Below are 22816 nucleotides of genomic sequence, written 5' to 3' on the forward strand. Positions count from 1 at the left end.
GGTCAGGGCTTCGTCGCTCCGACGCGGTCAGGCCATCCTCCCAGCCTCGGAGCGTGGCGCTCGACCGTCGACGAACCGGCCCCGGCGCCCGCCGGGGCCCGCCCCGCATCCGGCGTCGAGCGACGACTGGTCATTTGACAGAAGCGTGACGGACCCTGCCCAGAGCACGATCGACAACGTGGGAGCAATGCTGCGGTGGTCGCGGCAGGCAGTGTGGAGCGATGATGACGATCACGGAGACGGCCTGGGGCGCTCCGGAGGATTCCGGGGGGCGAACGGCCCCCACCCACAGCGCCGGCGGGCTGGTCGGGCGCGGCGCCGAACTGGAGCTCCTGCGTCGTTGCATCCAGCAGGAGCCCGGCACGCCGGGGGCCGTCGTCCTCGTCGGCGAGGAGGGCATCGGAAAGTCACGGCTCCTGCGCACGGCCTGTGAGCAGGCGGCCGGAGCCGGCGGCCTGGTGCTGACGGCTCAAGGCTGGGCGCCGGAGCGCGAGGTTCCGTACGGGCTGCTCCGCCACCTGCTCGCCCCGTTGACGGACCGGATGTCGACACTGGGCGAGCCTCATCGGCAGGCCCTCCTCGCCGCGCTCGCCACCGGGCCCGGTGCCACCGCGCCGTCCGGGGCGGACGTGTCGGCCGGCACCGCGGCGCTGCTGGACCAGCTGTGCCACCCCGACCACGACACTCCCTCGGGCCCGGTCCTCATTGCGGTCGACGACTCCCACGCCTGTGACCGCCCCACCTTGGAGCTGCTGGGGTCGCTCGTCCGCCGCACGGAGGGGAGCCGGGTGTCGCTCCTGCTCGCCTCGCGCGACTGCGAGGTCCTGCTGGGCCTGCCCGCCGATGCCGAGGTGCTGCACGTCGCGCCGCTTTCGCCGCGCTCGTCCGCCGACCTGCTGGAATCGGTGCCGAGCGCCCCCGTCGGGCGCACCCGACTGGAGGTGCTGGAGGAAGCCGAGGGCAACCCCTCCGCTCTGCTGGAGCTGTGCCGCCGACGGGCTTCCGGCGCCGATCCGGCCCTGGCCCGTGAGCGCACCCCCCGCCCGCAGAACCTCCGGACCAGGTTCGACGCCCTGATCGGTCCGCTGCCCGCCCGGACGCGCAGGGCCCTCGTCTACGCCGCCCTGGCGCTGCCCGGCGATGACGCGTCCGCCGTGATGGCCGCGCTGGACACCTCCGACCTGGGAATCTGGGCCCCCGCCGAAGAGGCCGGAATCGTCGCTCTGATCGACGGCCACATCGTCTTCCGGCACCCGCTGGCCCGGGTCGCCGCGTCCACCGGGCAGTCCGCGGCGCTGCTGACCAGTGCCCACCGGGATCTTGCCGATCGGGCGGGCGCCCGCCCGATCGACCGGGCGCGGCACCTGGTGGCCGCCACCCTGGGCCTGGACGCCTCGCTGGCCGAAGACCTGCGTTCGGCGGCAGGGCGTTCGGCGGACGACTTCACCCTCGCGCTGGCCCTGGAGGACGCCGCCCGGGTCAGCACCGAAGCGGGTGAACGGGCCCGACTCCTCGCCGAGGCGATGGCCGCGGCCGTCGCCGTCGGGGACCCGGAATGGGTCAACAACCTCCACACGCGCTTCCTGAGCGTCAACAGCGACCCCCACCTCGCTCGCGAGGCCGCGCTGGCCGCGGCGGCCGCACTGTCGCACTCCTCCCGGCAGAAGGAGGCGTTCGGCCTTCTCCTGGACACCGCGGACCGGTACCCGGCGGCCGACGCCGCGGCCGACGCGAAGCTGGCGGCGGTGGCAGCCGGGATCGCCGAGCAGTCCGGTCTGGCGAAGCACCGCGACCGGCTCCCGGACCTGCTCGCCGGTACCCGCGAATCCGGTACCCGCGAATCCGGTACCCGCGAATCCGGTACCCGCGAATCCGGTACCCGAGAATCCGCACCCGGACCGGAGGACCAGCCGGGCACGATGGCGGTCCGTGCCGACTCGCCCGAATCGACGGGCGCGCTCACGGGACTGGTGTGGGCCGTGACCTCCCAGCCCCGATACGCACGGCGAGCCGCCGAAGGTCCCGGAGCCGCTCCGGCGAGCGGACGCCTGCGCGGACCGGACCGGCTGACCGGACGCGTCGCCGTGGCGTCGGTCGCCTACCTCTCCGACGAGCCGGACGTCTGCCTGGAGCACTACCGCGCCACCGACACGTATCTGCGGCGGCGGCGGGCCTTCGGGCTCCGCGCCTGGTACGCGGCCCCCCTGCTGGACACGCTCCTGGCGACCGGCCAGTGGTCGGAAGCGTCCGCCCTGTTGGAGGAGACGACCGACCAAGCGGCGGTGCTCCGCCTGACGCGCCTCCAGACCGACCTGGAAGCCCTCGACCTGTCCCTGCGCGCGCTGCGCGGGACCGCGGCCGCGAGCTTGCCCGTCCGGTCGGCACTCCCGTTCGACCTGCACGAGAACGGCGCCACGCGGGCCCGACTCGTGCGGGCCGGCGCCCTGGTCGCGATGTCCCACGGGGAGTGGGCCGACGCCTACCGTCGGCTCCGGACACTGTTCGCCGAGGACGGCTCTCCTCTGCACCCCTTCCTCTCGTCGCGCTGCATCGCGGAACTCGCACTGGCCGCCCACCGGGCCGGCACGAGCGAAGACGCGGCGGCGGCCCTCGCGCGGGTGCGGTCGGCACACGGGGAACGGCCGACGACCCGGATGACGCTCCTTCTGCACCACGCCACGGCTCTCCTGGAGCCCGGCCCCGATCCCGAGCACCACTTCCGCCTCGCACTGGTGAACGCGGAGGGCGACCACTGGCCGGTCGAGCGGGCGCAGGCCCGACTCAGCTACGCCATCTGGCTGCGCCGCGCCAGGCGACCCTCGGAAGCCCGGCAGCAGCTCGTCGCGGCGCTCGACACCGCCGAAGTCCTCGGCTCCCGGCCGCTGGCTGCCGCGGTCCGCCAGGAACTGCGCGCCAGCGGCGTGGCGAACTCCGCGGACTCCGCCGCCGACTCCGCCGTCGCCCTGGGCCAGTTGACCGCTCAGCAGCAGCAGATCGTCCGCATGGCCGCGCAGGGCCTCTCGAACCGCGAGATCGGTGAACAGCTCTTCCTGTCGCCCCGTACCGTGGGCACGCACCTGTACAACGTCTATCCCAAACTCGGAGTCAGCAGCCGACACCAACTCCGCGATCTGCTGCAGAGCACGTAGAACGGTGCCCCTGATCGTGCAGCGCGGGTACGTATACGGTGATATCGGAATGCAACAGCCAGAGATGACCCGTGCCGACGGACCCGAGCGAGAGATGAGGCGTCGTGGAGCCTGACGCCTGGCCCGACGAGGGCCTGATCCCGCCTCCGTCGATCACCCTGGATCCGGTCGTGGCACGGCTGGTCGCGGCTTCGGCCACGCCGCCCGGGCTCGACGACCTCGGTCCGGTCACAGGGCGCCAGGCCCTGCAGGAAGCCCAGGGTGACCTGGTCGAGGACTGCGACGTCGAAGCCCACTTCCAGGTGGCGCCGGTGGGGCCCTGCGGGCTCGTCGGATTCTGGACCTTCCGCCCGGTCGGCGTCGAGGGGCCCCTGCCCGCCCTGCTCTATGTCCATGGAGGACGCTGGATGCTCGGCGACGCCCACACCCACGCGCGACTGATCACCGAACTGGTCAAGGGGACCGGTGCGGTGGCCGTCGTCCCCGAGTACAGCCGCACGCCGGAGGCCCGCTATCCCGTAGCGCTGGAAGAGTGCTACGCCCTGCTCGGCTGGATGGCGGCCCATGCGGAGCGGCTGGGTATCACACCGGACCGCATCGCCGTGGCGGGCGACTGTGCCGGTGCCACCCTGGCCACCGCCGTCACCATGCTCGTCAAGGCCCGGGGTGGCCCCTCCATCCGGGCCCAGCTCCTCTACTACCCGCTCGTGGACCCCGCGTGCGACACCGAGACGCAGCACCGGTTCGGTTCCGGCTACCTGCTCAGCCGGGAGGCGCTGCGGCGCTACTGGCAGGAGTACCTCGGCCCGACCGAGAACTGGGCCCAGCCGACGGCCAGTCCGCTGTGCGCCGGCCCGGAGGTGCTCGCCGGGCTGCCGCCGACGCTGGTCGTCACCGCCGAGGCGGACGTCACCCGGGACGAAGCCGAGGAGTACGCCGCCCGGCTGCGCGAGGCCGGTGTCCGGGCGACGGCCCTGCGATTCCTCGGCACCGTGCACGACTTCGTGTCGCTGAACGCGCTGCGTGACAGCCCCCCTTCCCGTGCGGCACTGCGGCAGGGCGGCAGCTTCCTGCGGGCGCACCTGTCCTGAACCGGGCCTGGACAAGGCCGACGCCGCGTAGGGGGACCAGTCGTTCGACTCATGCGCCGACGTGTACGGCACCGGCACCCTGGCACCATGGCAGCTCGAATCCCCTCGCACACGGAGGACGGCAGTCGCTCCCCGGCCTCGGCATCGCACTCTCACCTGCTGACGACCCGCTCGGTCCCGGCAGCCGAGAGCCTGGAGTACTGGCACGACGCGGTGTTCGCCACCCTCGTCGGCATGGACATCCGGACCGGTGTCCCCGACTTCGACGCCACCCTGCGCAGCCGCGCGGTCGGCGACCTGCAGATCACCACCGTCGACAGCGACCCCGTAGAAGTCCACCGGTCCCCGCGGTTCATCGCCCGGGGCGACGGGGGTTGCATCTTCGCCGTGCTGCAGAGCGCAGGGGTGGCCCGGGTCGAACAGGACGGCCGCGCCACCGAGATGAGGCCCGGCGACATCGCCTTCTTCGAATCGACCCGGCCGTTCCGGACCCGCTTTCCCGAACGCTTCCAACTGAAGATCTTCACGGTGCCGCGGGACCTGCTCGGTCAGGAGGAAGGGGACCTCCAACGGCTCACGGCCCGCTCGCTGAAACCCGGCGACGGCCTTGGCGGGCTGGTCTCGCCGTTCTTGGGACGCCTGGCCGACACCGTCGACGGCTGCGCCGCACCCCTGGCGGAGAAGCTGGCCCGCGGCGCCGTGGACCTTCTCGCCGCCACCGCCGCCGACCAGCTGGGCCGGCCCGCGGACGAGCTGCCCTGCGCGAACGACGTCATGCTGCTGCGCGTGCGGCAGTTCGTCCGCTGGCACCTGTCCGACCCCGGGCTCACACCTGCGGTCATCGCCCGAGCGCACGGCATCTCCGTGCGGTACCTGCACCGGCTCTTCGAGGGCGGAGGCCGAACGCTGTGCCAGTGGATCAGGGAACAGCGCCTGGAGGAGTGCCGCCGGGCGCTCATCACGGCCCCGGCTGATTCGGCCGGGGTCGGACCCATCGCTCGGAGGTGGGGTTTCACGAGCGGAGGGCAGATGAGTCGCGCCTTCCGCAGCGTCTACGGCCTGTCACCGACCGACTGGCTCACGAAGGAACGTGGCCGCCGAGCGGCCGGGGCCGTCCGGTGACCGGCTCGTCGCGGACCGGCGCATCGCCGACCGCCCCGAGGCGGGCGGCCGCGCTCGGCATGCCCCCTGCTCCTGCTCCGGTGCTGGGGGCGGTCGACTGGCAGCCGGCCCTGTCGCGGGCCTTCGCCCGGGTCGAGGTGTCCGTGCGTGACGCCGCCGCCTGGACCGGGTCCTTCGCCACCACACGACTGGGTAGTCTCCAGATCTCCGACCAGACCTCCGGGCCGGTGGCGGTCCTGAGGGACCCGGCGTCCGTCACGGCCGATCCGTGCCGGAACATCGTCGCCTGGCTTCAACTCGACGGCACCGCGCGGGTCTTCCAGGACGGTCGTTCCGTGGAGCTGCCACCGCACTCGCTCACGTTCCTGGACCTGAGCAGGCCCTTCAAGTTCGTCCTTCCGCAACCCCAGCGCGCGCGGACCTTGATGGTCCCCCGGTCCGTCATCGGACTCGAGGAGGGCGCGCTGCGCCGACTCACGGCGACCCTCGTCAGCCCCGCCGACGAGGGTGCGGGCGCACTGCTGCTGCCACTGCTGGCCGACGCCTGCCTCGATCTCCCGGGAGCGTCGTTCCCGGTCAGGGAGCAAGCCGGGCGCGCCCTGGCCGACCTGCTCGCGACACTGGCCGCGGACCACGTGGCACGAACCGTCTCGGACGGGCGGTCCGCCGCGCAACCGCTCTTCGAGCGCATCACCGCCTCCGTCGAGGACTCCCTCGGAGATCCCGACCTGTCACCGCAGGCGATCGCCGACCGGCACGGTGTCTCGCTGCGCTACCTGCACCAGCTGTTCCAGCGCCAGGGCGACACGGTCGGCGGCTGGATCCGCCGCCGACGACTGGAAGCCGCGCGCCTGGAGTTGGCACGCCCCGGCACGACGCGACGCACGATCTCTGCCGTCGCCACGCACTGGGGATTCATCAGCGCCTCGCACTTCAGCCGCGCGTTCCGGGACGCTTACGGAATGTCCCCCAACCAGTGGCGGGCCGAACAGGCGTCAACGGCTGCGCAGTGCTCCCCACCGGCGGCCGGGAGTCCGCCCCGGGCTGCCCTGAGGCTCGCCCCGGTGGCGGATCCACCGCCGCGTGGGCCCGGGGCACCTCACACTCCCGGACCAGGGGTCAAGGGGCCGTAGGTTCGAATCCTGACGTCCCGACGTAAAACCTCAGGTCCGAGGCTACGTGCACTGATGATGCGACAGCTTCGATGCCGGCCTCTCACGACTTCCGACCAGGGTCCTCACCTGACGACGTCAGGTGAGGACCCTGGTGCGTGCAACTGGGCCCCGTGGCCGCGATGGAGGGCTGCCTGGGGGCGCGCAGCCCGGCCGGCGGGCCGGTACGGGTGCAGTGTCCGACGACAGGCGGTGCGCTGGCGGGCAAACCGGCCGACCGGCGCCGCCTAGCCTGACGAAGGCTCAGGGCCATGCCCCGTCGAAGTGGCGTCGGACCCCGGCCCATCTCGCGCGCGGCCGATTCGCGGAACCTCCGCGCCCCGAGGCCCGCACCCGTCCGTCCCGCGTACCTTCCTCCCGGAGACCTCATGGCCTCACCGGCTGCCATAGAACTGTCCCGGTGGCAGTTCGCCGTCACGGCGATCTTCCACATGTCCTTCCCGGCCCTCACGGTCGGCCTGTCCGTGCTGCTCGCCGTCGTGCAGACCGCCTACGTGCGCACCGGCAATCCGCTCTACCAGCAGATCTTCCGGTTCTGGAAGAGGATCTTCGCGGTCGGCTTCAGCCTCGGCGTCGTCGCGGGCACCGTCATGACCTTCGAGTTCGGCCTCAACTGGGGTGTCTTCGCCCACGCGGTCGGACCCGTCATCGGCGTCACCATCGGCATGGAGGTCATCACGGCCTTCTTCCTGGAGGCCGGTTTCATCGGCGTCATGCTCTACGGCGAAGGCCGGGTCAGCCCGCGTACCATGGCCTTCGCCTCCTGGATGGTGGCCTTCGGCACCCTGCTGTCCACCACCTGGATCCTCTCCGCCAACAGCTGGATGCAGGACCCGGCCGGCTACACCGAGACGGCCGGTCAGTTCCATGTGAGCGACTGGACCAAGGTCCTGCTCAACCCGGCCTTCACCTACCGCTTCCCGCACATGCTGCTGGCCGTACTGATCAGCGCGAGCTGGTTCGTCGGCGGCATCTCCGCCTGGTTCCTGGTCAAGCGGCGCCGTTCCGCGCTGCCGTTCGCCCGCCGCTGCCTGTCGATCGCCCTCGGCGTGCTCGCCATCCTGATGCCGATCCAGCTGTACGTGGGCGACGCCACCGCCATCTTCATGGGCGGACACCAGCCTGCGAAACTGCAGGCGTTCGAGGGGAACTGGCGCACCGACAACAACGGGTACAACCTCGTCGTCGTCCCCGACACCGACCAAGGCAAGAACGACCTGCGGATCTCGGTGCCCCACCTGGGCGCGGTGATCGGCCACGACCTCACCGGCGAGGCCGAGGTGCCCGGGCTGCTGCAGACCCCGCCCGACCAGCGGCCCAACATGTGGAGCGCCTTCTACGGATTCCGTGCCATGTACTTCGCCGCGCTGGCCATGTTCGCCACCGCCCTCGCCGGCTTGGTGCTCCGCCTGCGCGGCCGCCTGTTCGACTCCCGCCGCTTCCTGCGCTGGATGGTCTGGATGACACCGGCTGGTGTCATCGCCATCACCGGAGGCTGGATCACCGCCGAGACCGGGCGGCAGCCCTGGGTGGTGTACGGCAAGCTACGCACCTCCGACGCGCTGTCCCATCTGACCGCCGCGCAGGCCGCGACCACCCTGACCGCCTTCGTGCTCCTCTACGCGACCCTGCTGGTCATCTGGGTCCGCTACATCGTCCGCACGGTCAAGGCCGGCCCCGAGGCGCCTACGGACGCCGACGCGGTGCCCGCCTTCGGAACGGAGGCCCCCGTTGCTTGAGTACGCCACCTACGCCCTCCTCCTGCTCTCGCTCGGCATGTACGTCGTCCTGGACGGCTACGACCTGGGCGTCGGGATGCTCAGTCTGTTCGCCAAGGGGGAGAGCAGGCGCGAGTACAGCGAGTTGATCGCCACCGCCTGGGACGCCAACGAGAGCTGGCTGGTGCTGGCCGGCATCACGCTGTGGGCCGGGCTGCCCGGCGTCTCCGCGACCCTGCTGCCAGGGGTCTACCTGCCGATGATCGGCATGCTGCTCTCGATCATCCTGCGCGGCATGGGGCTGGAGCTCCAGAGCGCCGCGGCCGTCTACCGGCGCGGCTGGGCCCTACTGTTCGGCGCGGCGTCGGTCGCCGCGACGGTCTGCCAGGGCCTGGTGCTCGGCGGCGCGCTCTCCGGGCTGCGGCAGCACGGCGGTTCGTTCAGCGGCGGCGCCTTCGACTGGCTCACCCCCTACAGCGTGCTGTGCGCTCTCGGCCTGGTGGTGCTCTACCTGCTGGCCGGCGCCGCCTGGCTGCAGGACAAGACCGAGGGCGTGGCCCACGAGCGGGCGGGCCGGGCCGGTCGTCCGCTGCTGGTGGGCACGGCGGTGGCCGCGCTGGTTCTCGGGTTCGGCCTGGAGGTCGCCGATCCGGAGCGGTTCCGGTTCGACGAGCCCGTGCGCGTGACGCTGTACTGGATCGCGGTCGCCGGAGCGGTGGCCGCGGGGGCGATGGCCTGGCACGGCTTCGGGCGGCGGCCGGACTGGCGGCCCTTCGCAGGGGTGGTCGCGGCTCAGGTCTGCGGGCTGCTGGCGCTGGTGATCGCGACCTTCCCGGTCATCGTGCCGCCGGACATGACGCTCCACCAGGCATCCAGCCCGACCGGCTCGCAGGCCTTCCTCGTGATAGGCGTGGGGCTGTGCATGCCGGTGGTGTTCGCCTACAACGGGTACGCGTGGTGGGTGTTCCGCGGCAAGTTCACGCAGATCCCCGAGGCGCCGCTCGCCCCGCTCCGGGTGCGCACGCGTTTGTCCCGCCCGGTCCCGTTCGAGCCGAGCGGCTTCGTGATCGCCGTTCGGCGCACCGTCCTCACGGTGCTGGGCGTCGGGCTGGTGGCGATGTCCCAGGACGTCTTCGGGGGCGTCGCCACCTGGATCGACCCGGTGGGGATCGCCCTGCTGTCGGGGACGGCACTGATCGCCTGGATCGTCAGCGATCGGCGCGACGAGCGGGACGGGGTCTTCGACCTCGACCCCGCCGACTCGGACTCCGGGCAGGTCGGGACGTGAGCGAGCGGAGCGAGGTCACCATCGAGAGGCGTGCGTTGGGCGAAGGCCCCGCCGACCTCTGCGAGGTGGGAGCATGAGCGCCTCGACCGCCCTGCTGGCCGAACTCGGCGACGAGCGGGCCCGTGAGCGGGCCGACGGGGTGTCGGCCCGGCTGCACGCGTGGGCCGAGCCCGGCCGCGGCGAGCTGCGGCGGGCAGGCCTGCTGAGGGGTCTCGCCCAGCTGGGCACCGTGTTCTGGGCGGCCGGCCTGGCCTGGGCCGCTCAGCGCGGGCTCACCGCCCAGCACGGCGAGCGGATCGCGGTGCAGATCCTGCCTGCCGCCGGGCTCGTCGCCGCGGGGCTGACGGCCCGAGCCGTGCTGCTGTCCAGCGCCGACGCGGCCGCCGCTCGCGGGGCCCGCCGGGTACGCGCGGCGCTGCGCGAGCGCCTGCTCGCCGCCGCCCTACCGGCGAGTGGCCCCGTCCGCACCGGCCCCGGCGACGCCGACCTCGCCGAGTCCCTGACCGGCGAGGTCGCCCGGCTGACCGAGTGGCTCACGCAGTACGTCCCCGCGCGCACCACCATGTTGCTCGGAAGCGGCCTGGTCCTGGCCGCCATCGCGGACCGCAGCTGGTTCGTGGCGCTGATCCTGGTCGTAGCCACCCCGCTGCTGCCGGCCAACCTCAAGGTCATCGGGCTGGGCACGCAGGCAGCCGTCCACGCGCAGCTCACGGCGGTGCGCCGGCACGGCGCCCGCCTGCTCGACCAGCTGCGCGGTCTGCCCACCCTGATCGGACTGGGCGCCCGGGAAGCCGCCGCGACCACCCTGCACGAGGACGACGAGGAACTGGCCCGCCGCACGATGACGGTTCTGAAAGTCGCCTTCCTCTCCACCGCCTGGATCGAGTTGCTGATCACCGGCACCCTCGCCGTGGTGGCGACCTACTGCGGACTGGTGCTGCTCGACTACCTGCAACTGCCTCTGGTGCCGGGCCGGATGAGCCTGGCCACCGCGCTCTTCGTGCTGGTGCTCACCCCCGCCTACTTCGCCCCTGCCCGCGACCTGGCCCGCGGCTACCACGCCCGCGCCGAGGCCCGCGCCGCGGCGGAGCTGATCGACGGGATCCTCGGCAGCTCTGGCGGCGAGGATGAGGACACACCCCCGCCCGAGCCTGCCCGGCGCAGTGACGGTGCCGTCGGCGTGCGCCTGCATCACGTGTCGGTCCATCATCCAGGCCGCTCGGTCGCCGCCCTGGACGACGTGAGCCTCGATCTCGCCCCAGGTGCCTTCCTCGCCGTTACCGGTCCCAGCGGCGCGGGCAAGTCGACACTGCTCGCCGTCGTCGCAGGTCTGACCGCACCCACCGCCGGAACCGTCGTCCACGAGCAGGGCGGCATCCTTCGGCCGCCGTCCCCCGCCTCGGTTGCCTGGGTCGGCCAGCCCGCGCACCTGCTGCCCGGCGCCGTCCGCGACAACCTGCTCCTCGCCCGACCCGACGCCACCGACGCCGAGCTCTGCGCCGCCTTCCACACGCTCGGCTTCGGCGACCTGCTCGCCGACCTGCCGAGCGGGCTGGACACATCGGTCGGCGAGCGGGGGAGCGGGCTCTCCTCCGGCCAGTCTCAGCAACTCTCCCTGGTGCGAGCACTGTTGATGGATGCGCCGCTGCTCTGCCTGGACGAGCCCACCGCCCATCTCGACCCGGTGGCGCAGGCCCGCGTCGTCGTGGCCCTGCGCACCCTGACGCGCGGTCGGACCGTGCTGCTCGCCACCCACAGTCCCGCGCTGCTTCCGCTCGCGGACCGGACGATCGCCCTGGACCGGGGGAGACCGCAATGAGCCCCTGGCGACTGCTTCGCCACTCCATGCCCCGCCGCGACCTGGTCGTCGGCCTCCTGCTGGCCGCGGCCGCGGAACTGAGCGCCGCGGCTCTACTGGGCCTGTCCGGCTGGTTCCTGACGACCTGTGCGCTGGTGACGCTGTTGGCCAACACGACCTGGTCGTGGATGTACCCGTCGGGCGCGGTCCGCGCGCTCGCCCTGCTGCGCACCACGCTGCGCTACCTCGAACGGCTGACCAGCCACCGGGTCGTCCTCAGCACGACCGTGACCCTGCGCGGCCGCCTGGTCAGGGGCGCGGGCGAACTGAGCGCGCGCGAGCTGCGCGCCCAACGGGACGGAACGCTGCTCGATCGCCTGACCACCGACGTGGAGACGGTCGCCGGGCTGCCCGCCCAGGTCGTCGCGCCACTCGCCGGCTGCGCCGTCACGGCGGTGCTGGTGGAGGTGCTGCTGCTCCGGGCGAGCCCGGCGCTCGGCGCCGCCGAGCTCGCCGTCCTCGCGGGCGGTCTCTGGTGGGCGGTGCGCACCGGCCACCGGGCCCGGCGGTACCTCGCGGACGCCGCTGCCGCGCGGGCCGGTGCCCGGACGGACCTGATCGCCGCCCGGGCCGCCTTCAACGAACTGCGCTGCCTGGACGCGGTGACGCAGGCCCGCGGTGCCGTCGCGGTGGCGTTGGAACGCGAGGAGGCGGGTGCTGCCGCCGCGGCAGCCGAGCAGCGGCTGGGCACCCTGGGCCTGCGGCTGCTCGCCGCGCTCGGCCAGGGCCTCGCCCTGCTGCTCGGACTGCAGGCGGGCGCCCGGTCGCAGCCGGTGGCCGACGTCGTCGGCGAGGTGCTGCTGCTCGCGGCGGTGTGGGAGCTGCTGGACCGCCTTCCCCAGTTGCTCCGGGAGCTGGCCGCCGCCCAGGACGCGGCCGTACGTCTCGGGCCGTACACCGCGACCGCCGCCGACCGGCCGGGTTCTTGGCGGGCGAGCGGAGACCCGGTGCTCACCGTGGCCGACCTGCCCGCCGGCAACAGCGGGCGGCCCCTCTCGTTCACAGTCCGGGGCCCCGGGCTGGTGGTTGTCACCGGCCCCAACGGCAGCGGAAAGTCCACACTCCTCGGCCAGTTGGCCGGACGGATGCCCACTGCCTCCGGACAGGTGTGCCTGGGCGCCGTCCCTGTCGCCGAGTTGCCCTCCGACGTGCTCGCCGACGCGCTCACCCTGGTCGAGGTCGATGACTGGCTCGCCGACGCGACCGTCAGGGCCAACCTGTGCCTGGCCGCACCGCGCGCCGACCGGGAGCAACTGCGCGCGGCACTGGCAGCGGTCGACCTCGCCACCCTGCCCCTGGACACCCCGGTCGGCCCCGCCGGCCGCGCACTGTCCCAGGGCCAGCGGCGCCGCCTCGCCATCGCCCGCGCGATCCTGCGCCGCCCGCGCATCCTGCTGCTCGACGAACCCACCGCCGGACTCGACCGCCCGACCGCTGAGGTGCTCCTGGGCGAGCTGCGCCGAGAGCTGCCCGACTCGGCACTGGTACTGGCCCTGCAGGACCGGGATATCGCGCTGCTCCCGTGGCCTCCGGACGTCATCGTCGATCTGGCCGACCACCGGATGGCCGACCACCGGATGGCCGGAGCAACGGGATGGTCGGGGTGAACCCGTGTACGGGTGGCGAACGTGCTGGCCAGTCCCACAATTTGCGGGTTTCGGAGCCGTCTGACGTCCGTTCGGCAGGTCCAAACCACGCTAGCTTGGCGCCATGGATATCACCACGACGCAAGCAACGGCGAAGTTCGACGTCAAGGTGGTCGCGGCCGCCTCGACCACGGTGGTGCTCTGGGCCTCCGCCTTCGTTGCGATCCGGGACGCGGGCGGCGCGTTCGGCCCGGGAGCGCTGGCGCTGGGCCGGCTGCTGACCGGCGCGCTGGCGCTGCTGGCCCTGCTGCTGGTGCGCGGCGAGGGGCTGCCGCCGCGCGCCGCCTGGCCCGGGATCCTGACCTCCGGGGTGCTCTGGTTCGGGCTCTACATGGTCGCGCTCAACTGGGGCGAGAAGGAGGTCGACGCGGGCACCGCCGCGATGGTGGTCAACATCGGCCCGGTGCTGATCGCGCTGCTCGGCGGCTGGCTGCTCAAGGAGGGCTTCCCGCGCAGCCTGCTGTCGGGCATGGCGGTCTCGTTCGCCGGCGCGATCGTGGTCGGTGCCTCGACGTCCGGCGGCAGCGGCAGTTCGGTCCTCGGCATCGTGCTGTGCGTGCTGGCGGCGGCGGCCTACGCCTCGGGCGTGGTGAGCCAGAAGCCCGCCCTGCGGCACGCCTCGCCGCTGCAGACGACCGCGTTCGGCTGCCTGGTCGGTGCGGTGGCCTGCCTGCCGTTCGGCCCGCAGCTGTTGGACCAGGTCGGGCACGCGCCGCTCCGGGCCACCCTGGACATGGTCTACCTCGGCCTGTTCCCGACCGCGCTGGCCTTCACCACCTGGGCCTACGCGCTCTCCCGCACCACCGCGGGCAAGATGGGCGCCACCACGTACGCGGTGCCGGCCCTGGTGGTCCTGATGTCCTGGGCCGTCCTCGGCGAGGTGCCCGGCTGGCTGACGCTGCTCGGCGGAGTGCTCTGCCTGGGCGGTGTGGCGGTCTCCCGGCGCCGCTGACGACGCCGCGCACCGGTCGCGCGGGGGCGGGACTCCCGCGCGGCGCGGGGCCGGTCCGTCCCGTGCCGGAGTGCGGGGCGGCGCTACAGCACCAGGGTGGTCTCGCTGCGGCCCAGCAGGTAGCCCAGGTGCAGCCGGTTCTTGGCGCCCAGGCCGTCCTTGATGGCGGCGACGTGCGCCTGCAGCGAGCGCTCGCTGATGCCCAGCCGGCGGGCGATCACCTTGTCCGAGTGCCCCTCCACCAGCAGCCGCCGGATCGACTCGCGGATCGCCGGCACCACCTCGGGTGCGGCCTGGGCGGCGTGGATGGGGACGAACGGGAACGGCTCGGCCCGGTCCCAGGAGCGCTCGAAGACGTCGCTGAGGAAGCGCACCACGGACGGCTCGGTGATCATCGAGGCCACCGTGCGGTCGTCGTTGGCGGAGATGAACGCGGTGCTGCGGTCGATCACGATCAGCCGGTCGAAGAACTCGGCCAGGGTGCGCACCTGGACGCCGTGGTCGGTCACCGTGCGGACGTAGTTCTTGGTCGCCTCGTCGAACCGCGTGGTGTGCTGGTAGAGGGTGCGCATGGCCACCCCGCCGGCGATCTGACGGCGCACCGACTCCAGCGCCTCGTCGAGCACGGTGCCGGGCCTGGGGCCGTCCGGCTGGGCGGTGAGGATCTCCCGCTCGGCGTCCTCCAGCGCGGTCTGGATGGTCCGGTTGATCTCCGGCAGCCCGTGCAGGTGCACCACGCCCTGCACGGTGGGCTCCCCGGCCACCGCCGCCGGGCCCTCCTTCTCCTGGTTCTGCTGCTTGGCCAACTGGGCCAGGGCGAGCTTCAGGGCGGCCTCGACCAGGTTGTCGCCGATGTCCTGGCCCTGCGCGGTCACCTCGGGCGCCAACGCCCCCCCGACGTTGCCCTGCGCGTCCGATTTGCCCGATCCTGCTCGCATATAGACCCCTCGGTTAACTGCAATGCGACGACCCGAACCATCCTAGGTCTGGAGCCGTGAACCCAGCCAGGGGAAGGTTGGTTGTGCGGGCGGCGGAACACCCCGGGGAACACGAGGGAAACCCGCCGCAGCACCCGAACTCGACTTCTGTGCGAGCAAACTGAGTTGTCCTCAGGTGCTCGCGGCGCAACGCGATGAATTCCGGAATTGACGCTTAATCAGCGATGTCCGGAATACCTTCCCCCGATCAAAGCTTTCACGAAAGAGGTCTGCCATGCGCCAGTACGCCTCCGTCCGGATCGTCGCCCCGCTCGCCCTCCTGCTGGCCCCGGTGGCCGGTGTGCTCGCCGGCACCTCGCTGCTGCACGGCGCCGCCGCGGTCGCGGTGCAGAACCGCGCCGACGTGGGCTGGAACAACCCCCCGATCGGCGGCACCGCCACCCCCACCGCCACCCCCACCCCGGCGCCCATCGCCTGACCCTCCCGGCCCACCGCCGCCAGATCCGAAGAGAGCAGCCGTCTGCCATGTCCGACTCACCGTGGTTCGTCTCCCGCCCCACCAGCAGCCGGGCCCCGTACCTGGTCTACTGCTTCCCGCACGCCGGCGGCAACGCCCGTTCGTTCCTGAGCTGGCAGCAGCACCTGGCGGCCGATGCCGAACTGGTCGGCGTCTGCGCCCCCGGGCGCGGCCTGCGACTGGACGAGCCGAGCCCGGCCGGCATCGCCGAGCTGGCCGAGGGCGCCGCCCGGGCCGTCGCGGCCGCCGCGGACCGTCCGTTCCTCCTCTTCGGCCACAGCTTCGGCGCCGTGCTCGCCTTCGAGACGGCCCGTCGGCTGCGCGAACTCCCCTTGCTGAGGCACCTGGTGGCGTCCGGCTGCGCCGCCCCGCGGTTGCTGCCGAGCGAGCGGGTGCGGCAGACGGCCAAGCTGCGCGGCCAGGAGTTCACCGAGGCGGTCGCCTTCTTCGGCGGCCTGCCGCCCGAGGTGCTCGCCGAGCCCGAACTGCAGGACCTGCTGCTGCCGGGCCTGCGGGCCGACTTCCACCTGGTCTCCGGCTACCGCTACCAGCCGGGCGAGCCGCTGCCGATCGGCATCTCGCTGGTCAACGGCCGCGAGGACCCGCACGTGGGGCCGGCCGAACTGCGCCACTGGGAGCACGAGTCCGTGCTGCCGCTGCGCTACCACTGGGCCGACGGCGGCCACTTCTACTTCGGCCCCGACCCGGCGCCCGCGGTCGATCTGCTGCGCTCACTCATTCGTGCGGATTCCGGTGCGCCGAGCGCGCGGGAGGAACACGTCGAACTTATCTAGTTGTGCCGCCGGAACCACGGGTGGCAACCCGTCCGGAACCGCAACCGGGGAAACCCCCGCAACTCGCGTCACAACAGAGAGGATCCTGCGATGCAGTCGGCAGCCGCAGACCAGTACCACCGCGCCCGGGTATTCCGGGAACTCCACGAGCGGTCCACCGCCTTCGTGATTCCGAATCCGTGGGACGCCGGATCCGCCAAACTGCTGGCCGGCCTCGGCTTCCCGGCGCTCGCGACCACCAGCGGTGGCCTCGCCTTCTCGCTGGGCCGCCCCGACGGCGACAACCGGGTGAGCCGCACCGAGGCCCTGGCCAATGCCGCGGACATCGTGGCCGCCACACCGCTGCCGGTCGCCGCCGACCTGGAGAGCGGCTACGGGCCGAGCCCCGAGGACGTCGCCGAGACCATCCGGCTGGCCGCCCGGGCGGGCCTGGTGGGCGGTTCGATCGAGGACGCCACCGGGGACCCGCAGGCGCCCGTGCTGGAGCCGGCGGCGGCCGCGGACCGGGTCCGGGCGGCGGTCGAGGCCGCGCGCTCGCTCGACTTCCCCTTCACGGTCACGGCGCGGGCGGAGAACTTCCTCTACGGCCGCCCGGACCTGAAGGACACGGTCGCGCGGCTGCAGGCCTACCAGGAGGCCGGCGCGGACGTGCTCTACGCCCCGGGCCTGCCGGACGCCGACGCGGTGCGCGCGGTCTGCGCCGAGCTGGACCGCCCGGTCAACGTGCTGGCCGCAGCCGGCGGCCTGAGCCTGTCGGTCGCGCAGCTGGCCGACCTCGGCGTGCGGCGGATCAGCCTGGGATCCGCCCTGGTCCGCGCCGCGCTGGGCGGGCTGCTGGCCGCGGCGGAGGAGGTGCGCACCACCGGGACCTTCGGGTTCGCGGCGCGGGCGCTGCCGTACGCCAGGGCCAACGAGATCTTCACCGAGCTGTCCGACATCCATCGACCCCCGAAGGAAGCGACGTCATGAGTGTCCTGCAGGCCCCGCGGTACGTCCTGGGGGAGGAGGAGTTGGACCACACCGAGGTCGAGTGCCTGGCCGAACGGGCCGCCGAGCTGAAGATGGTGCCCAGGGCCGCGCTCTGGGGCTGGGGGTCGGTGCGCCGCACCGGCCGCGGCCTGGCGGAGCTGGCGATCGACAGCGGCACGGCCACGCTGCGGGCGGCGGAGGTGGACCCGGCCGAGGTGGACGCGCTGATCCTGTGCTCCACCCGGTTCCCGGGCGGGCCGCGCACCCACGGCCGGTTCGTGGAGCGGATCCTGACCGGGACCGGCCTCGAGCGCGCGGCGTTCCTCGGGATCACGCTGAACCGCTGCACCAACCTGCTGGTCGCCCTCGACACCGCGCACGCGCTGGTGGCGGCCGGCCGGCACCGCCGGATCCTGGTCGTCACCACGGACCGGATCGAGGACGAGAAGGAGCGGATGGAGAGCTTCGCGCTCTTCAGCGACGGGGCGGCGAGCTGCCTGGTCTCGGCCGGTACCACGGCCGGGGCAGGGAGCGGGCTCGGAGTCCACTACCGGATCCGGTCCACCGCCGCCGCCCAGGAGGCGGCCGCGCTGGACTGGTCGCACGAGATCAGCGCCGACCTCGCCCGGGAGGCCAACGGGCGCCTGCTGACGCCGCTCGGCCTGGCGCCCGACCAGGTGGACGGACTCCTGCACGCCAACCTGTTCCTGCCGCTGGTCACCATGAAGGAGCGCCAGGCCGGCTTCACCGCCCGCCAGCTGTACACCGCGAACATCACCCGGTTCGGGCACTGCTTCGCCGCGGACCCGCTGATCAACCTGGCCGACCAGGAACGCGCCGGACTGCTGCGCGACGGCGGCCACTACCTGGCCGCGGTCAGCGTGCCGGGCTCTCGGGTCGCCGTCCTGCTCCGGCGCGACGGCGGCTGACGCCCCGTCCGGCCGATCCGCCGTCGGCCCGGCCCCACCCGGGCCGCCCGTCGCGCCACCCCTCCCCAGAACCCCCTCCCGCCGCGCTGCCCGCCGTCCGTGGGTCGCCCCGGCGCGCCCTGCCACGCCACCGTCCGATGGAGTGCCCGTGTACGCCCACCAGACCCACGACCTCGACGACCTGACCACCTCGCTGCCCGTCGGCGGCTTCGAGTTCAGCCCCACCGCGCAGGCCGAGGCCGAAGCGGTGCTGGCCGCCGGCCCGGCCGTGACCTACCACCGGCTGCTCGCCGACCAGGAGTCCCAGACCACCCTGCTGGTGGCCCGCCGGGTGCTGGCCGCCTTCCTCGCCGCGGAGGACCCCGGCGCCGGGCCGGTCACCGCGGACGCGCTCTCCGCCCTGGTGGCCGGCGCCCGGGCGGAGTTCGCCCCGACGGCGGCCCGGTTGACCGCCACGCCCGCCGACCGGGCCGTCGCGCTGCGTGGCCGGGCCCCGGTCGCGCTGCTGGCCGGCTGCTGGCTGGACACCGTCTCGCAGCCCGCCACCCAGCCCGCCCTGGTGGTGAACCGGCTCTACGCCCAGTACTTCGCGCTCAAGGGCGAGGGCCGCCCGCAGCACTCCGTGCCGCAGCGGCGCCGCCGCGCGCTGGAGGACGCCGGGGTGCTGCTGCCGCAGCCGGAGGAGGCGGACTTCCTCGTCCGGGCCCAGGCCCGCCCGTTGGCCGCCCTGCACGGCGCCTTCCTGCTGGCCCTGTCCCGGTTGCCCGCCGCCTTCCTGCCGGAGGTGGTCGGAGTCCAGTACGCCTTCCACGCGCTCGGCCTGGACGACCTGCTGAACGGCACCGAGCCGACGCTCGCGGTCGACGAGCTGCTCGCCGAGTACCTGGAGCTGACCGAACGGTCGGACACCGGGGCGCAGGACCGGCGGCGACTGGCCGCAGCGGTCCGGCTGGTGGTCCGGATCGAGCGCGAGCAGCTCGCCCTGCTGGCCGGACTGGTGTCCTACCGGGCCGGGTTGTCGGTGGACGCGCGGGCCGCCGAGATCGTCGAGCGGCACCGCCCGTTCGCCGGACGCCAGCACAAGAACGTCAAGATCGGCGGCGAGTTGCTCTCCGAGACCTTCGCCGACCCGCAGTTCGACCTCGACGCCTTCATGGCCGAGTTCCGCGCCTCCCGCCAGCTGCGCCCGCTGCGGCGCGGCGGCTGCCCGTTCACCCGGGCGGTCAAGTTCGGCGGCCCGATGTTCGGCATCTTCGACGAGGCCGAGGCCGCGGTCTTCAAGGAGTGGGCCGAGTCGGTCGCCGCCGGCGAGCCGGCCGGTGCGCCGCTGCGGCCCGACACCAGCGGCGACGAGCAGGCCGCGCACTGGCAGCGGGCCGTGCTCGCCACCGCCCCGCCGGACGTGCGGTTCGCCGAGGCGTCCCCCGCCGACGACCGCGAGTTCTTCCACCGGCTGGTCAACATCGAGCAGTTCCCCAACACCCTGCCGCTGGCCGCGCAGACCGCCGAGGAGGGCCTGCAACGGGCCGAACTGCTCTTCCGCCACGGCGCCGGCGGCCGGTACACGGACGCCAGCTGGTTCGACTACACCCCCGAGGCGCTGCTGGAGCGGGTGGACCGGATCTACTGGGACAAGCTGGTCGGCCCGTACCGCGCACTCCAGGAGGTGCCGGACCGCGACGAGGTGATCTTCCACCAGAAGACCTTCGCCCTCGGCAGCCTGATCGACGGCACCTGGGCCCACCGGATCGGCAACCACGGCCGCTACCACCGGCAGAGCGACGCGATGCTCTTCTCGATCTACGCCGACGAGATGGGTCGCGGCGAGCTCGCCAAGAACCACATCACGCTGATCCGCCAGGTGCTGGCCAGCATGGACGTCCAGCTGCCGCACATCCGCTCGACGGAGTTCCTGGACCAGGGCGAACTGCCGGACGAGCTCTACCGGTTCTCGATCCACCAGATCTGCCTGGCGCTGTTCCCGGACCGGCTGCACAGCGAGATCCTCGGCTACAACCTCGGGATCGAGATGTTCGGGCTCGGCGAGATGCGCCTGCACGAGGTGCAGAAGCTTCGCCGCCACAACCTGGACACCGCGTACGAGGAAGCGCACCTGTCGATCGACAACTTCTCGGCCGGCCACGCCCGCCAGTCCGCCGAGATCATCGTCTCCCACCTGGACGGGGTGCGCCGGGAGGCGGGCGAGGCGGCCGTGCGGCGCGAGTGGCGCCGGATCTGGCGCGGCTACGCCTCCTTCGCCTGGTTCGTGGAGCACCAGCTGGTCAACTCGCTGGCCACCGGGACCGACACCGCCGACGACCTGGTCATCTGAGGAGCCCGCCGTGACCCCCAACGCCTTCGACCCGGAGATCCTCCGGCTGCCCTTCTACACCGACGAGCACCGCGACCGCGCCCAGCGGCTGGGCCGGTGGTGCGAGGAGCGGGCCGCGCTCTGGACCGAACTGCGCGCCGACGGCCCGGACAAGGCCGTGCGCCGGGCGCTGGCCGCGCTCGGCGAGGCCGGCTGGCTGGCCTTCCTGGACGACGAGGAGCCCGGAACCGACGGCGACTACCGCTCGGTCTGCCTGGCCCGCGAGGCGCTCGCCTACGCCGAGGACCTGGCCGACTTCGCCTTCGCGATCCAGGTGCTCTCGGCCACCCCGATCCTGCGGTACGGCAGTCCCGAGCAGCGGCGGCGTTACCTGCCGGGCCTGGCGGCCGGCACCCTGGCCGGTGCCTTCGCGGTCTCCGAGGACCAGTCCGGCTCGGACGTCGCCGCGGTGGCGCTGACCGCCGAGCGGGACGGCGAGGAGTACGTGCTCAACGGCGGCAAGGCGTGGATCGCCAACGGCACGGTGGCGGACGTGGTCTGCGTGATCGCCCGGACGGGCGAGGGACCGGGGCCGCTGGGGCTGACCGCCTTCCTGGTCCCCGGTGACACCCCGGGCCTGCGGGTGCGCGAGCCGATCGACGCGATCGCGCCCCGCCCCTTCGCCCACCTGGCGTTCGAGGACTGCCGGGTGCCCGCCGACGCGGTGCTCGGGCGGCCCGGGCGCGGCTTCGTGGTGGCGATGGACCTGCTGGAGCGGGCCCGGATGACGGTGGGCGCGGCCGCGCTCGGCTTCGCCCGGCGGGCCGCCGACGCGGCCCAGGCACGGGCCCGGCAGCGCGCCATCTACGGCGGGGTGCTGTTCGACCTGCCCACGGTCAAGTTCGACCTGGCCGCCATGGAAGTCGAGTTGAACGCGTCCGCGCTGCTGGTCGGGCGGGCCGCCTGGGAGCTCGACCGGGGCCACCGGGGGTTCGGCAAGCACTCCAGCATCGCCAAGCTGCAGGCCACCGAGGCGGCGCAGCGGATCGTCGACCGGTGCGTGCAGCTGCACGGCGCCGCCGGGCTGGTCGCGGACAGCCTGCCCGAACGCCTGTACCGGCAGATCCGGGCGCTGCGTGTCTACGAGGGCGCCTCGGAGGTTCAACAGCTGACCATCGCCGGTGCGCTGGACGCGCGCCGGGCCCGCTGACGTACTGTCAAGGAGCGACACTGCCATGCAGACCCCGACGAACCCGGTCGAGGCCGTCCGGCACCCCGACCCGTACCCGTACTACGCGCGGCTGACCGCGGAACGTCCGTTCGGCTGGGACGAGCAGCTGCAGGCCTGGGTGGCCGCCGACGCCGCCTCGGTCACCGCCGCGCTGTCGGCCGCCGAACTGCGGGTCCGCCCGCCGGCCGAGCCGGTGCCGACCGGGCTGCTCGGCACCGCCGCCGGTGCGGTCTTCGGCGACCTGGTCCGGATGACCGACGGCCCGGACCAGCAGCGCCTCAAGCAGGTGGTGCTGGACGCGCTCGGCGAGGCCGAGCCGGCCGAGGCGGGCAAGCTGGCCGCGGAACGGACCCGGCAGAGCCTGGAGCGGGCAGGCGGCCCGGGCTTCGAGGAGCTGATGTTCCAGGTGCCGGCCCGCGTGGTGGCCGCGCTGTGCGGCCTGGACGCCGGACTGGAGCCGGAGGCGGCGCGACTGGTGGGGGACTTCGTGCAGTGCATCCCCGCCGGTGCCACGGCGGAGCAGCAGCGGGCGGCCGCGGAGGCCGCGGCGCGGCTGCGGGAGCTGCTCGGGCCGGGCCTGACCGGTGCCGAGCCGACCGGGCTGCTGGCTGCCCTGGTCCGGGCGGCCGGTCGGCGGGACTGGCCGCGGACGGCGCCGCTGCTGGCCAACGCCGTGGGCTTCCTCTCGCAGACCTACGACGCGACGGCCGGTCTGATCGGCAACTCGCTGCTGGCGCTGCGCGAGCAGCCGGCCGGCGACCTCGCCGCGCTGGCCCGCGAGGTGGCCCGGCACGACGCGCCGATCCAGAACACCCGCCGGTTCGCGGCCGAGCCCTGGCGGTTCGGCGCGGCGACCGTCCAGCCCGGACAGGCCGTGCTGGTGGTGCTCGCCGCCGCCAACCGCGACCCCGCGGCCAACCCCGACCCGCACGCCTTCGACCCCGGGCGCCCCGCGCCCGGCTGCTTCACCTTCGGCGCCGGCCCGCACCGCTGCCCGGGCGCCGACCTCGCGGTGGCGATCACCGCGGGTGTCCTGGACGAACTGCTGACGCACGGCTTCGAGGCGGCCGCGTTGCCCGCCGGGCCGGGCTACCGGGCCCTGGCGAACGCGCGCATCCCGCTGCTCTGAGC

General features: G+C 73.4%; 17 protein-coding genes. 16 read left to right on the forward strand and 1 reads right to left on the reverse strand.

What is annotated here, in order from left to right:
• The first annotated feature begins 224 nt into the window (after nt 1-224).
• The 9 genes from ACH4J0_RS31745 (at nt 225) to ACH4J0_RS31785 (ending at nt 13996) form a co-directional block, all read left to right on the forward strand.
• Entirely contained in the window at nt 225-3149 is a 2925-nt protein-coding gene (locus tag ACH4J0_RS31745) for an AAA family ATPase (RefSeq protein ID WP_396244283.1), read from the forward strand.
• A 104-nt stretch (nt 3150-3253) separates the two neighbouring features.
• A complete protein-coding gene (locus tag ACH4J0_RS31750; RefSeq protein WP_396244284.1) occupies nt 3254-4240 on the forward strand; it encodes an alpha/beta hydrolase in 987 nt (328 codons plus the stop codon).
• 87 nt (nt 4241-4327) lie between these two features.
• Nucleotides 4328-5362 (forward strand): helix-turn-helix domain-containing protein, encoded by a 1035-nt coding sequence (locus ACH4J0_RS31755; RefSeq protein WP_396244285.1) that lies wholly within the window; start codon nt 4328-4330, stop codon nt 5360-5362.
• Nucleotides 5359-6495, forward strand: coding sequence for a helix-turn-helix domain-containing protein (locus ACH4J0_RS31760; RefSeq protein ID WP_396244287.1), 1137 nt, complete (start codon nt 5359-5361; stop codon nt 6493-6495). Before ACH4J0_RS31755 ends, ACH4J0_RS31760 begins: the two co-directional genes overlap by 4 nt.
• A 407-nt stretch (nt 6496-6902) precedes the next feature.
• Nucleotides 6903-8273 carry a cytochrome ubiquinol oxidase subunit I gene (locus tag ACH4J0_RS31765; RefSeq protein ID WP_396244289.1) on the forward strand — a complete coding sequence of 457 codons (1371 nt, stop codon included), beginning with the start codon at nt 6903-6905 and terminating at the stop codon, nt 8271-8273.
• On the forward strand, nt 8266-9540 hold the full coding sequence (locus ACH4J0_RS31770; RefSeq protein WP_396244291.1) for a cytochrome d ubiquinol oxidase subunit II: 1275 nt from the start codon (nt 8266-8268) through the stop codon (nt 9538-9540). Before ACH4J0_RS31765 ends, ACH4J0_RS31770 begins: the two co-directional genes overlap by 8 nt.
• A gap of 73 nt (nt 9541-9613) precedes the next feature.
• Nucleotides 9614-11359 carry an ABC transporter ATP-binding protein/permease gene (locus tag ACH4J0_RS31775; RefSeq protein ID WP_396244293.1) on the forward strand — a complete coding sequence of 582 codons (1746 nt, stop codon included), beginning with the start codon at nt 9614-9616 and terminating at the stop codon, nt 11357-11359.
• Nucleotides 11356-13005, forward strand: coding sequence for an ATP-binding cassette domain-containing protein (locus ACH4J0_RS31780; protein ID WP_396244295.1), 1650 nt, complete (start codon nt 11356-11358; stop codon nt 13003-13005). The genes ACH4J0_RS31775 and ACH4J0_RS31780 overlap by 4 nt, the downstream gene beginning before the upstream one ends.
• Nucleotides 13006-13108: 103 nt before the next feature.
• Nucleotides 13109-13996, forward strand: coding sequence for a DMT family transporter (locus ACH4J0_RS31785; RefSeq protein WP_396244297.1), 888 nt, complete (start codon nt 13109-13111; stop codon nt 13994-13996).
• An 83-nt stretch (nt 13997-14079) separates the two neighbouring features.
• Here the strand turns inward: ACH4J0_RS31785 and ACH4J0_RS31790 are convergent, their stop codons facing one another.
• Entirely contained in the window at nt 14080-14934 is an 855-nt protein-coding gene (locus ACH4J0_RS31790; protein WP_396244298.1) for a LuxR C-terminal-related transcriptional regulator, read from the reverse strand.
• A gap of 274 nt (nt 14935-15208) precedes the next feature.
• Here ACH4J0_RS31790 and ACH4J0_RS31795 point away from each other — a divergent pair, with 274 nt between their 5' ends.
• The 7 genes from ACH4J0_RS31795 (at nt 15209) to ACH4J0_RS31825 (ending at nt 22814) form a co-directional block, all read left to right on the forward strand.
• Nucleotides 15209-15412, forward strand: coding sequence for a hypothetical protein (locus ACH4J0_RS31795; protein WP_396244300.1), 204 nt, complete (start codon nt 15209-15211; stop codon nt 15410-15412).
• Between the two features lie 47 nt (nt 15413-15459).
• Nucleotides 15460-16245: a thioesterase II family protein gene (locus ACH4J0_RS31800; protein WP_396244302.1), complete on the forward strand. Its 786-nt coding sequence runs from the start codon at nt 15460-15462 to the stop codon at nt 16243-16245.
• 90 nt (nt 16246-16335) lie between these two features.
• Nucleotides 16336-17214, forward strand: coding sequence for an isocitrate lyase/phosphoenolpyruvate mutase family protein (locus tag ACH4J0_RS31805; RefSeq protein ID WP_396244304.1), 879 nt, complete (start codon nt 16336-16338; stop codon nt 17212-17214).
• Nucleotides 17211-18143 carry a 3-oxoacyl-ACP synthase gene (locus ACH4J0_RS31810; RefSeq protein WP_396244305.1) on the forward strand — a complete coding sequence of 311 codons (933 nt, stop codon included), beginning with the start codon at nt 17211-17213 and terminating at the stop codon, nt 18141-18143. Before ACH4J0_RS31805 ends, ACH4J0_RS31810 begins: the two co-directional genes overlap by 4 nt.
• A 148-nt stretch (nt 18144-18291) precedes the next feature.
• Nucleotides 18292-20475 carry an iron-containing redox enzyme family protein gene (locus ACH4J0_RS31815; RefSeq protein ID WP_396244307.1) on the forward strand — a complete coding sequence of 728 codons (2184 nt, stop codon included), beginning with the start codon at nt 18292-18294 and terminating at the stop codon, nt 20473-20475.
• A gap of 10 nt (nt 20476-20485) precedes the next feature.
• Nucleotides 20486-21664, forward strand: coding sequence for an acyl-CoA dehydrogenase family protein (locus ACH4J0_RS31820; protein WP_396244308.1), 1179 nt, complete (start codon nt 20486-20488; stop codon nt 21662-21664).
• Between the two features lie 25 nt (nt 21665-21689).
• Nucleotides 21690-22814, forward strand: coding sequence for a cytochrome P450 (locus ACH4J0_RS31825; RefSeq protein ID WP_396244309.1), 1125 nt, complete (start codon nt 21690-21692; stop codon nt 22812-22814).
• Nucleotides 22815-22816 lie beyond the last annotated feature (2 nt).

Origin of the sequence: Kitasatospora sp. NPDC017646 (genome assembly GCF_044329365.1) — a bacterium.
Lineage (GTDB): Bacteria > Actinomycetota > Actinomycetes > Streptomycetales > Streptomycetaceae > Kitasatospora.